An 11,300-nucleotide genomic window follows, 5' to 3' on the forward strand; every position below is an offset into this window, starting at 1 on the left:
CCGCCCCCGGGAACCGACCGACCGACCGATCGACGAGGAGGGACCCCGTGATCGTCACGAGCGTGCTCGCGCAGGCGACCGTCAGCGACCTCGACCGCGCCGAGCGGTGGTACGCGACCCTGTTCGGCCGCGACCCCGACAGCCGGCCCGTGGACGGGCTGCTCGAGTGGCGCCTTCCCGGCGACTCGGGCGTGCAGGTGTGGCGCGACCCGAGCGCAGCGGCCGGTCGACGACCGTGCTGGGCGTTTGCGACCTCGACGCCGCCGCCCGCGACCTGGACGCCGCCGCCCGCGACCTGGACGCCGCCGGCGTCGCGCACGACGGGCCCGAGCCCGGCGGCGGGAGCCGCGCCGTCCGCCTGGGCGACGCCGACGGCAACCGCGTCGTCCTGGTCGGCGACCGAGGACTCCCGGCCCCGGGCGTCAGCCGGCCACGCGGGTGGACATGCCGGCGTACTCGACGACGAGGCCGTCGTCGTCGACGGTGAGCTCGAAGGCGCCGTGGGCGTCGTCGGAGTACCGCCAGCTCCGCGGACCGAGGCGCCGGTAGGTCTGGTCGACGCGGGTGACGCCGAGCGCCGGGACGTCGACCCACGCCACCGGGCTGACCACCTCCTCCCCCTCCGCCAGCGACGCGAGGCGCCGGATGGGGAGGGTGTTGGTGAGCGGGGTGGCCGCGACGTCGACGTCGACGCAGCCGTCGAGCGCCGGGTCGGGCGCGCCGTCGCGGGTCCACCGGCGGTCGTCGCCGGCTTCGAGCACGAGCCGCCGCTCCCCCTCCGCGGACACCGCGGTCACCTCCACCGCCCGCGTGGCCCAGGCGTCGTCGACCTCGACACGGAACGAGCAGGCCAGCAGGGTCTCCGGCCCGGCGAGCACCTCCGCGCCGTGGAACAGCCAGCCGGCCGGGAGCCGCTGCACGCGCGCCAGGCTGTGCCCGGCGTCCTCGTCGGTCCGCCGCCACGCCACCACCCGGGTCGTCATGCGCGGAGGCTAGGCGCCGCTACCGACGGTCCCGGGCCGGCGGGGCACCGGGGCGGTCACCCCGGCCGAGCGGGCGAGCAGGGCGGCCTGCATGCGGCTGGTGAGCCCGAGCTTGGCCAGGAGCCGGGAGACGTGCGTCTTCGCCGTCGCCTCGGTGATGGTGAGCGCGGCGGCGACGTCGGCGTTGGACATCCCCTCCCCGAGGCAGCCGAGCACGTCCCGCTCGCGCGGGGTCAGCCCGGCCAGCTCCGGGGGCGGGAGCTGAGCGCTCGCCGCGGCCGGGACGACGAAGCGGTCGAGCAGCCGCCGCGTCACCTCCGGGGCGAGCACGCCCTGCCCGCCGGCGACCCGGCGGACGGCGTCGACGAGCGTGGCGGCGCCGGCGGACTTGAGCAGGAAGCCCGCGGCGCCCGCCTGCAGGGCGCCGACGACGTACTCGTCGAGGTCGAAGGTGGTCAGCACGAGCACCTCGGCCAGCCGCTCGGAGACCACGGCGCGGGTGGCCGCGATGCCGTCGGTGCCGGGCATGCGGAGGTCCATGAGGACGACGTCGGGGCGCAGCGCCCGGGCGTTGCCGACCGCGGCGGCGCCGTCGGCGGCCTCGCCCACGACCTCGATCCCCGGGTCGGTCTCCAGCAGCGCGCGCAGGCCGCTGCGCACGGCGGGGTGGTCGTCGGCCAGCAGCACCCGCACGCTCACGCGCCCACCCCCGCGGGGACCGCGAGCGGCAGCTCCGCGGCGACCGACCAGCGGGTGCGGGCGTCGTCGGCCCAGCCGGCGGCGAACCGGCCGCCGAGGGACTCGGCGCGCTCGCGCATGGTCAGCAGGCCGAGCCCCGCGCCGGGGACGTCGGGGCCGCGGCGGCCGTCGGCGCTGTCGACCCTCAGGGCGAGCCGGCCCTCCGCCGCGCCGACGGCGACCTCCGCGCGGCCGCCCGGCGCGTGCTTGACCGCGTTGGTGAGCGCCTCCTGCAGCACCCGGTAGGCCGCCTGCTCCACCGCCGCCGGGAGCTCCGGCAGCGGCCCGGTGTCGAGGGAGACCGTCAGCCCGGCGGCGCGGGCGCCGGCGACGAGGGCGTCGAGCCGGTCGAGGCGGGGGGCGGCCGCGACGGGCCCGGCGTCGGCGCGCAGCAGCAGGATCATCGCCCGCATCTCCTCCAGCGAGGTGAGCGCGGCCGCCCGGACGGCCTCCAGCGCCGCGCGCTCCCGCTCGGCGCCGGGCGCGGCCGGGCGGGCGAGCGCGGCCTCCGCGTGCAGGGCCACCGCGGAGACGTTCCCGGCGACGGCGTCGTGCAGGTCGCGCGCCATCCGCCCGCGCTCCTCGGCGCGGGCCTCGGCGGCGCGGAGGTCGGCGAGGTCGCGCAGGTCGTCGGCGCGGGCCCGGGCGAGGTCGGCCAGCTCGCGCTCCCGCCGCACGGCCAGGCCCCACCACAGCGGCGTGGTCAGCACGACGAACGTCTGCAGGGCGAGGAAGGCGGTGACCCGCACGTCCCGAGTCGCCGTCCACCCGAGCACCAGCAACAGGGACACCAGCGCCCAGGACGCGGCGCGCAGCCGGAGCACCGCCGTCGGCCCGGCGTGCAGCGCGGCGGAGTACACGAGGTCGAACAGGACGAGCAGCATCCCGACGCTGCCGCCGAGCGCCACGTCGGCGGCGAAGAGGACGGCGCCGGCGCCCAGCGCGGCCACCGGGTGCCGGCGCTTGCCGAGCATGGCCAGGCAGCCGAGCACCAGCGGGACGGCGTGCCACCAGCCGCTGCCGCCGGCCCGGCCGCTCCACAGGCCGGACAGGCCGGCGGCGACGAGCACCAGGCCGGCGGCGGCGGTGAGCACGGCGTCGCTGACGTCGCGGGCGCGGTCGGTGCCCCGCACCCGCGTGACCCAGAGGTGCCGGAGGACGGCGAGGGCTCCCACCCGGTCATCCCAGCACGGCAACCTCCGGCCGACGTCCGTCGAAGGGTGTACGCCGCGTGCCGGGGACACCTCCTCCGGCCGACGACGGCGACGGCGCGGACGGCGAGGGTCGGCGCCGTGGACCTCGAACTGCTCGCCCTCGTCCCGCTGGCGCTGGTCGACAGCACCAGCGTCGGGACCCTGCTGCTGCCGATCTGGTTCCTGCTGGCGCCGGGCCGGGTGCGCGCGCGGCGGCTGCTGGTCTTCCTCGGCACGATCGCCGGCTTCTACCTGCTCGTGGGCCTGGGCCTGCTCGCCGGCGCCGAGGCGCTCCGGGACCGGGTCGCCGGGCTCGGCGGGTCCTCCGCGCTGACCGTCGTGCAGCTGCTGCTCGGCGTCGCGCTGTTCGTCCTGAGCTTCACGATGGGCCGCCGCCGTGACGGCGACGGGCGCCGGCCCGGCCGGGTGCTGCGCTGGCGCGACCGGGCGGTCGGCGGCGGGGAGGGCGGCGGCACCGGGGTGCTGGTCGGGCTCGCCCTCGGCGCCGGGCTGCTCGAGCTGGCCACGATGCTGCCGTACCTGGCGGCGATCGGGCTGCTCGGCGGGTCGGGCCTCTCGCCCGTGCAGCAGGGCGGCGTGCTGGCGGGCTACTGCCTGGTGATGGTGACCCCGGCGCTGCTCCTGCTGGCCCTGCGGCTGCTGGCCGCCCGGCAGGTGGAGCCGTTGCTGACGCGGGTGGGGTCGTGGCTGGAGCGCACGGGCGCCGAGACGACGGCGTGGGTCGTCGGCATCGCCGGGTTCCTGCTGGCGCGCGACGCGATCGGCCGGCTCCCGGCGCTGACCGGGTGGCTCGACGGCCTCGGGGTCGGCGTCTGATCCCGCCCCGGGTGGGGGAACGGAGCCGTCCGCGGCGCGTCGTGTGCGCCCCGCAGAGGCCGGGTAGGTGGCCGCCGACCTGCACGTTCCGAACCAGGGAGCTCCCATGACCACGCCCGAGACGACCACCCGTGACGCCGCCACCGGCCAGCGCGACATCAAGTCGCACGAGACCACCAGCTTCGCCGACCTCGGCAAGGAGATGTGGTCCTACCTCACCGGCAAGGGCGCGGCGATCAACTACGAGTTCGTCGACATGACCGTCGAGGTGCCGCGCGAGACCGGGCCGTCCGCGCCCCGGGCCACGTGGAAGCTCAACGGCACGCTGCGCATCACGACCGCCGAGAACGCCAGCCGGGGATGACCCCGGAGGACGACCGCCGGCTCGAGGTGACCGCCGACCTGCGCCTGGAGGTCGACGGCGTCCCCGTGCGGGTGGAGGCGTCCGGGTCGGAGATCTCGGTGACCTCCGACGACGTCCGGCGCCTGTTCGCCGCCGTCCGGGTGGCCGGCGGGGCCGCCACCCAGGGATCGCCCGGACGGACCGAGCTCGCCCGGGTGGCCGACACGCTTGCCGACCACGGGCTGACCGCGCGGCTCGACGGGCCGGCCGGCCGGGTGCTCAGCCTGGGGGCCGACGTCGACTCGGCGGCCGGCTCCGCCTTCCTGGGCACCCGGCGCGCACGGCTGCACCCCGCCGGGGCGGTGCGCAGCAGCGGGCCGGTGCCCGCGGCGGTCGCGGGACTGCTGGTGGTGCTGGCCGTGCTGGTCCGCCGCCGCCGGCGCTGATCCGGGCCGGCCCGCGTCGTGCGGGCCGGCCCGGTCCCTGCCCGGCGCGGTCCCTGCCCGGCGCGGGTGAGCGCCTCAGGCGGTGCGGGCGCCCTCCCACAGGTCGATGCCCGCGTCGACGGCGTGCTGGTCGATGCGGCGGAGCTCCTCGTCGGAGAACTGCAGGTTCTCCAGGGCCGCCACGTTCTGCTCGAGCTGGCCGACGCTGCTCGCGCCGATGAGAACGCTGGTGACCCGCTCGTCGCGCAGGGCCCAGGCCAGCGCCATCTGTGCGAGCGACTGACCGCGTTCCTGCGCCATGCCGTTGAGAGCGCGGACGTGCGTGATCGACTCCTCGGTCAGGAGGTCGGTCGACAGCGACTTGCCCTGGGTGGCGCGCGAGCCCGCGGGGATGCCGTCGAGGTACTTGTCGGTGAGCATCCCCTGCGCCAGCGGCGAGAAGGCGATGCAGCCGGCGCCGACGTCGGCGAGGGTGTCGAGCAGGCCCTCGGTCTCGACCCAGCGGTTGAGCATCGAGTAGCTGGGCTGGTGGATGAGCAGCGGCGTCCCGAGGTCGGCGAGGATCGCGGCGGCCTTCGCGGTGTCCTGCGGCGAGTACGACGAGATGCCGGCGTAGAGCGCCTTGCCCGACCGGACGGCGGTGTCGAGCGCGCCCATCGTCTCCTCGAGCGGCGTCGTCGGGTCGGGGCGGTGCGAGTAGAAGACGTCGACGTAGTCGAGGCCCATCCGGGTCAGCGACTGGTCGAGGCTCGCGAGCACGTACTTCCGCGACCCGCCGCCCTGGCCGTACGGGCCGGGCCACATGTCCCAGCCGGCCTTGGTGGAGAGCACGAGCTCGTCGCGGTAGGGGCGGAAGTCGTCGCGCAGGTGCCGGCCGAAGTTGGTCTCGGCGCTGCCGTAGGGCGGGCCGTAGTTGTTGGCCAGGTCGAAGTGGGTGATCCCGAGGTCGAACGCCCGACGCAGGATGGCGCGCTGGCGGTCGAGCGGGACGTCGTCGCCGAAGTTGTGCCAGAGGCCGAGGCTGACGGCCGGGAGGTCCAGCCCGCTGCGGCCGGTGCGGCGGTAGGTCATGGAGTCGTAGCGGTTCTCGGCGGCGGCATACGTCATGACGTCGATCCTGCCTCCCGCGTCTCCGGGCCGCGCCGGGTCACCAGGGCGGCGGCTGCGTGGTGGCGGTGAGGCCGCTGGGTGTGGTGACGGTGAGGGTGCCGTCGGGGGCGAGGGTGTGGGTCCAGCCGGCGGCTTGGTGCTTGCCGCGGTGGTGTCCGGTGCAGGAGCCGGTGAGGTTGGCCGCGCTGGTCGCGCCGAGGGGCCAGGGGGTGGCGTGGTCGAGTTCGCCCTTTCTCGGGACGGGTCGGCGGCAGCCGGGGAAGCGGCAGCGGCGGTCGCGGGCGCGGACGTGCCGGTCGAGGGCGGCACCGGGCCGGTGGCGGTCGGTCTCGCGCGGTGCGGGAAGGCCGGCGCTGGCGCGGGCGGCGCGGCGCAGCTCCGGCAGGTCGGTGAGGGCCAGGAGGGCGCCGGTGAGAGCGTCGGTGACCGCGATCCGGGGCCGGTCGGCGAGCCCGCCGCCGGCGGTGCGGTGCAGCAGGTCGGCCAGGTCCAGACGGGCGTCCTCGGTCGTGGCGGCCAGGGCGGTGACCGCGTCAGCCGCCGCGGTCACGCGGCCGGCCGGACCGTCCGCCCAGGCGCCCTCATCGCTCGCGTCGGCGCGCTCGGCGGTGGCCACCAGGCAGCGGGCGTGGCCGACCGCCTCCTGCGCGGCGAGCAGCGCGGAGCCGGCCGCGGTCACCGCGTCATCGGCGCGCGCCACCACCCGTCGGGCACGGGTTCTCGTGCCGGCGGGGTGCCGGGCCGGGGATCGGCCGGGTCGCCGAGGTCGAGGTCGGGCTCGGGGTCGTCCCACGGTGGTGACCACCCGGGCGGTGGCCAGGGAGTGTCGTCGAAGGCGGGGTCGAGGCCGGCGTAGAGCTCACCGGTGGCGACGCGGCGTTCGATCTGCGCCCACCAGGCGGCGTCGGCCTCCATCTCGGCGACGTGCTGGGCGATGGCGGCGTCGCTCAGGCCACGCAGCGGATCCTCGCCCTTGACGAGACTCACGCCGGCGGCGGAGCCGGAGGTGGCGGTGCCGGAGGTGGCGGTGCCGGAGGTGGCGGTGCCGGAGGTGGCGGTGCCGGAGGTGGCGGTGCCGGAGGTGGCGGTGCCGGAGGTCGTCGGCTCCGAGGGATCGGTGTCCTCGGCAGCGGTGTCCTCGGCGGCGGTCTCCTCGGTGACCGTGACGCGGACGCCGGCGAGGGCGGCGAGCAGGGCGCGCACGACCTCGGCGGGGACGACCTGGCCGTCGATCTCGCACGGCTGGTCCCCGCCCAGCAGCGCCCCGACCGGGGCGACCACGGTGAGCACCACCTGGACCGGGGACAGCCCGTTCTCCCCGGGCCGGAGCACCAGGTCGAGCAGCGCGTCGGCCATCTTCTGCCCGCGCGTGCGGCCGTCGTCGGGCAATGCGTCGGCGTAGGCACCGAGCGCGGCCATCAGCGCGGCGGCCTCGGGTGTCGTCAGCAGCGCGGAGACCACGGCCATCCCGTCGCAGCTGTCGGGGCGGCAGGACAGCCCGCGCCGCGTGACCGCCCGCGCCAGGTCGTCGGCCGCGGACCGGGCCTTCCGCTCGAGCACCTCGCGGCGGGCCTTGTCGCGCAGCTGCGCCGGCGTGCACACGGTGCCCCGGCGGCACGCCCACGCGAGCAGGTCCCGCTCCAGCGCGGCCCGCACGGCGTCGTCGGCGACCGGGGCGACGTGGTCGACCAGCGCGCTCACGTGACCGGCGTGCACCGCCCCGGTCTCCAGCGCGTCGAGGGTGGCCGGCAGCCGGTGCACCAGGGTGAGGGAGGTGGTCAGGAGGGACTCGGCCGCCGTCGCGGTCAGCGACAGCGCGATCGACAGTTCCTGGGTGGCCCACTCGCTCACCGAGCGCAGCAGCTCCGGCCGCACCGCCCACCGCTCGGCCGCCATCGCCCCCCGCGTCCCCTGCGGCCGATCGGCCGACGCCGGACGGGACAGCGCGAACGCCGCCACCGCCCGGTACCGCAGCGCCGACTGCCGCGACACCTCACGATCGGCGGCCTGCACCAGCCCCAGCGGCCCGGACGCCCACCCGACCGGCGGCGCGGGCGCCGCAGCGGGTAGGACCGTCGTCACGGGTTCGATCATACGTTCGAAGCAGATGGCGGACAAGGCCTGTGGACCGATGAAAGGCCAGGTCAGAGGGAGGACCGGCGCAACCGGACCCCGCCGTCCGGACCCGGACTCCCCTCGCCCATGCTGGCCCGGTACGGAACCGGACCGATCGGACAGGGGTGGGCATGGGCAGCGGCACCGTCGTCATCACGGGCGCCAGCGCGGGGCTCGGCGCGGAGATGGCGCGGCAGTTCGCCGCCCGCGGCTGGGACCTCGCCCTGTGCGCCCGCCGCACCGACCGGCTCGACGCCCTCGCCGGGGAGATCCGGGAGCGGACCGGCCGGCGCGTCGAGACCGCCGCCCTCGACGTCACCGACGCCGACGCCGTCCCCGCCGTCTTCCGGCGGTTCGACGAGGCGTTCGGCGGCCTCGACCGGGTTGTCGTCAATGCGGGCCTCGGCAAGGGCGCGCCGCTGGGGACCGGCCGTGCCGACGCCAACCGCGAGACCGCGATGACCAACTTCGTCGGCGCGCTGGCGCAGTGCGAGGCGGCGCTCGAGGTATTCCGCCGCCAGCAGCGCGGCCACCTCGTCCTCGTCAGCTCCATGTCGGCGCTGCGCGGGATGCGGAGGAGCATGACCACCTACGCCGCCACCAAGGCCGGCGTCGCCGCGCTGGCCGAGGGCCTGCGCTCCGAGCGCATCCCCGGCGTCGACGTCTCGGTCGTCTACCCCGGCTACATCCGCTCGGAGATGAACGAGCACGTGCAGCAGGCCACCCGCTTCATGGTCGACACCGGGACCGGCGTGCGCGCGATGGTCGAGGCGATCGAGGCGCGGAAGGCCAAGGCGTACGTGCCCGCCTGGCCGTGGGTGCCGATCGGGGTCGCGATGCGGGTCCTGCCCCTGTCGGTCGTCCGGCGGCTCACGTGAGCGGGGCCGCCGTGGACGCCCGTCCCGTCCGCGCCGAGGACGCCGTCGATGTCGACGCCGTCGCCGCGTGGCTGGCGCGGCACGCCGACCCGGAGCGCGCAGGCGTCGACCTCTCCGCCGTCCCCGAGGTGCGCCAGTTCGCAGGCGGCGTCTCCAACCTCACCTACCTGCTGCGCTACCCCGACGGCGACCTCGTGCTCCGCCGGCCGCCGCGCGGGCAGCACACCGGCACCGCGCACGACGTCGCCCGCGAGTACCGCATCCAGGAGGCGCTGGGCCGGGTGCTGCCGGCCGTGCCGCGCACGGTCGCGCTGTGCGAGGACACCGCCGTCGTCGGCACGCCGTTCTCCGTCGTCCGGCGGATCGAGGGGCCGATCCCCCGTCGCAGCCTGCCGCCCGGCGTCGACCTCGACCGCGACCAGGTCGCCGAGCTGTGCCGCAACGTCGTCGACCTGCTCGTCGACCTGCACCGGGTCGACGTCGACGCCGCCGGGCTGGCCGCCCTCGACCGCGGACCCGGCTACGTGCGCCGCCAGGTGGAGAACTGGACGGGCCGCTACGCGCGGGCCCGCACCCGCGACGTGCCCTCCTTCACGCGCGTGACGGCGTGGCTGGCCGCGCACCAGCCCGCCGACCGGCCGCACACCCTCGTGCACAACGACTTCCGCTTCGACAACGTCGTCCTCGACCCCGCCGACCCCACCCGCCCGGCCGGGCTGCTCGACTGGGAGCTCGCCACCGTCGGCGACCCGCTCATGGACCTCGCGAGCGCCCTCGGCTACTGGATCCAGGCCGACGACGGCCCGCTGGTGCGCCGGTTCAGCCGCCAGCCGACGACGCTGCCCGGGATGATGACCCGCGAGCAGGTCGTCGCCCACTACTGCGCGCGCACCGGCCAGCGGGTCACGAACGCCGAGTGGGCCTGGTACGAGGTGTTCGGGCTGTTCCGCGTCGCGGTCATCGCCCAGCAGGTCTACGCCCGCTACCGCGCCGGCCAGACGACGAACCCGGCGTTCCGCTCCTTCGGCGTCGCCGTCCGGCTGCTCGAGCTGCGCTGCCGCCGGGTCATCGCGCGGGCGGAGCGACTGACCCCCGACTGCGCGGCCGCGCAGGTGGGCAGCCCGCTGCTCACCCGGCGCCGGATCCGCCCGCGCCGGTGGACCCCGCCGAGGTTCACCGACCGCGGCCCCACCGCCCCGCTGCGCGTCGCCCGCCGGCTCGACCCCGGCGACACCGGCCCCGAGGACGTCGTCTTCGACGACGCCGGGCTGGCCGTCACCGGGCTGCGCGACGGCAGCGTCGTCCGCGTCGACGTGCGCACCGGGGAGCGCACGGAGGTCGGCCGCACCGGCGGCCGGCCGCTCGGCGTCGAGCCCCTGCCCGACGGCGCCGTGCTGGTCTGCGACCACGACCGCGGGCTGCTGCGCGTCGCGCCCGACGGCGCGGTCGACGTGCTGGTCGGCGAGGTGGACGGCGAGCCGGTCACCTTCGCCAGCAACGTCGTCGCCGCACCCGACGGCACGGTCTGGTTCACGACGTCGACCAGCCGGTGGGACGTCGAGCACCACCTGGGCGACGTCTTCGAGCACTCGGCCACCGGCCGGCTGCTGCGCCGCGACCCCGACGGCACGGTGACGACGGTCCTCGACGGGCTCGGCTTCGCCAACGGCCTGGTCCGCGCGCCCGACGGCTCGCACCTGCTGGTCGCCGAGACCACCCGCTACCGGGTGCTGCGGCACTGGCTCACCGGCGAGCGGGCGGGCACCACCGAGCCCCTCGTGGAGAACCTGCCCGGCTTCCCCGACAACGCCTCCCTCGGCAGCGACGGGCTGCTGTGGGTGGCGATCGCCGCGCCGCGCAACGCGCTGCTCGACCGGCTGCTGCCGCTGCCGGGCGTGCTGCGGCTGGCGCTGTGGAACGTGCCGGAGCGCGTGCGGCCGAAGGCGACACCGATCGCCTGGGTGATGGCCTTCGACCCCGCCGACGGACGCCGCGTGCACGACCTGCGCGCCACCGACGCCGGGTACGGCTTCGTCACCGCGGTGGCCGAGCGCGACGGCACCGTCGTCGTCGCCGGGCTGCACGAGGACGACCTGGCGGTGCTCGACCGCTCCTAGCCTCTGACCGCGGCGACGAACTCCCGTGTGCCGCCGCGGCCCTCGGGCGTCAGCGGGTGGACGTGCACCGCGCCCTCGACGACGGTGACCTCGACCCGCGCTCCCTCGGCCGCGGCGCGCTCACGCAGCCGCCGCGACGGCGGGATCGGCCAGCGCCAGGTCGAGCCACGGGGCGATGAGCGCGACGAGCCGGGGCTGCGGCTCCCCGGTGCCGAGGAGGGTCTGCGCGAAGCCGAGCGCCAGCCCGCCCCCGGCCGAGTCGCCGGCCAGGACGACGACCCGCGCACCGGCGTCGGCCAGCCGCCCGGCCAGCGTCCAGTGCTGCGGCGCCGCCCCGGCCACGTACGCGCCGCCGTGCAGGTACAGGACGGCCCGCGTCGCGCCGCCGCGCGGGGTCACGGTGGTCACCGGAAGCCCTCGACGTCGCGGGTGTCCACCGCGTGCCGGGGGGGGGGGGGGGGGGGGGGGCGGCGCGGGCGGGCCCGGGGCGGGCCGCCGGGGGCGGGGCGCCGCGGGCGGGGGCCTGGGGGCCGTCGCGGT

At 77.1% G+C, this 11,300-nt stretch carries 12 protein-coding genes; 5 read left to right on the plus strand and 7 right to left on the minus strand.

The window, feature by feature from the left end; all coding sequences use genetic code 11:
• Positions 1-422: 422 nt before the first annotated feature.
• From ACI79X_RS22290 to ACI79X_RS22300, 3 genes are read right to left on the minus strand one after another with little or no spacing between them, the layout of a single operon-like run.
• Complete coding sequence (locus ACI79X_RS22290; RefSeq protein ID WP_457027611.1) at positions 423-983, minus strand: putative glycolipid-binding domain-containing protein; 561 nt, start codon at positions 981-983, stop codon at positions 423-425.
• A 9-nt stretch (positions 984-992) separates the two neighbouring features.
• Positions 993-1,682: a response regulator gene (locus ACI79X_RS22295; protein ID WP_457027612.1), complete on the minus strand. Its 690-nt coding sequence runs from the start codon at positions 1,680-1,682 to the stop codon at positions 993-995.
• Positions 1,679-2,896, minus strand: coding sequence for a sensor histidine kinase (locus ACI79X_RS22300; RefSeq protein ID WP_457027613.1), 1,218 nt, complete (start codon positions 2,894-2,896; stop codon positions 1,679-1,681). Before ACI79X_RS22300 ends, ACI79X_RS22295 begins: the two co-directional genes overlap by 4 nt.
• A gap of 117 nt (positions 2,897-3,013) precedes the next feature.
• On the opposite strand from ACI79X_RS22300, the gene ACI79X_RS22305 reads away from it, so the two are divergent.
• The 3 genes from ACI79X_RS22305 (at position 3,014) to ACI79X_RS22315 (ending at position 4,540) form a co-directional block, all read left to right on the plus strand.
• Positions 3,014-3,751 carry a GAP family protein gene (locus ACI79X_RS22305; protein ID WP_457027614.1) on the plus strand — a complete coding sequence of 246 codons (738 nt, stop codon included), beginning with the start codon at positions 3,014-3,016 and terminating at the stop codon, positions 3,749-3,751.
• A 106-nt stretch (positions 3,752-3,857) separates the two neighbouring features.
• Entirely contained in the window at positions 3,858-4,115 is a 258-nt protein-coding gene (locus ACI79X_RS22310; protein WP_073420565.1) for a hypothetical protein, read from the plus strand.
• Positions 4,112-4,540 carry an MYXO-CTERM sorting domain-containing protein gene (locus ACI79X_RS22315; protein WP_457027615.1) on the plus strand — a complete coding sequence of 143 codons (429 nt, stop codon included), beginning with the start codon at positions 4,112-4,114 and terminating at the stop codon, positions 4,538-4,540. The genes ACI79X_RS22310 and ACI79X_RS22315 overlap by 4 nt, the downstream gene beginning before the upstream one ends.
• Before the next feature lie 75 nt (positions 4,541-4,615).
• Here ACI79X_RS22315 and mgrA read toward each other — a convergent pair whose 3' ends face one another.
• From mgrA to ACI79X_RS22330, 3 genes are read right to left on the minus strand one after another with little or no spacing between them, the layout of a single operon-like run.
• Entirely contained in the window at positions 4,616-5,647 is a 1,032-nt protein-coding gene (gene mgrA, locus ACI79X_RS22320) for an L-glyceraldehyde 3-phosphate reductase (RefSeq protein WP_457027616.1), read from the minus strand.
• A gap of 40 nt (positions 5,648-5,687) precedes the next feature.
• Positions 5,688-6,329 (minus strand): HNH endonuclease signature motif containing protein, encoded by a 642-nt coding sequence (locus ACI79X_RS22325; RefSeq protein WP_457027617.1) that lies wholly within the window; start codon positions 6,327-6,329, stop codon positions 5,688-5,690.
• On the minus strand, positions 6,326-7,732 hold the full coding sequence (locus ACI79X_RS22330) for a DUF222 domain-containing protein (protein WP_457027618.1): 1,407 nt from the start codon (positions 7,730-7,732) through the stop codon (positions 6,326-6,328). Before ACI79X_RS22330 ends, ACI79X_RS22325 begins: the two co-directional genes overlap by 4 nt.
• Positions 7,733-7,896: 164 nt before the next feature.
• Here ACI79X_RS22330 and ACI79X_RS22335 point away from each other — a divergent pair, with 164 nt between their 5' ends.
• Together ACI79X_RS22335 and ACI79X_RS22340 are read left to right on the plus strand one after the other, a co-directional pair.
• Complete coding sequence (locus ACI79X_RS22335; RefSeq protein ID WP_457027619.1) at positions 7,897-8,643, plus strand: SDR family oxidoreductase; 747 nt, start codon at positions 7,897-7,899, stop codon at positions 8,641-8,643.
• An 11-nt stretch (positions 8,644-8,654) separates the two neighbouring features.
• Positions 8,655-10,760: a phosphotransferase gene (locus ACI79X_RS22340; RefSeq protein ID WP_457027620.1), complete on the plus strand. Its 2,106-nt coding sequence runs from the start codon at positions 8,655-8,657 to the stop codon at positions 10,758-10,760.
• Between the two features lie 120 nt (positions 10,761-10,880).
• Here the strand turns inward: ACI79X_RS22340 and ACI79X_RS22345 are convergent, their stop codons facing one another.
• A complete protein-coding gene (locus ACI79X_RS22345) occupies positions 10,881-11,168 on the minus strand; it encodes an alpha/beta hydrolase fold domain-containing protein (protein ID WP_457027621.1) in 288 nt (95 codons plus the stop codon).
• Between the last annotated feature and the right edge of the window lie 132 nt (positions 11,169-11,300).

Source organism: Geodermatophilus sp. SYSU D01119, assembly GCF_054049975.1.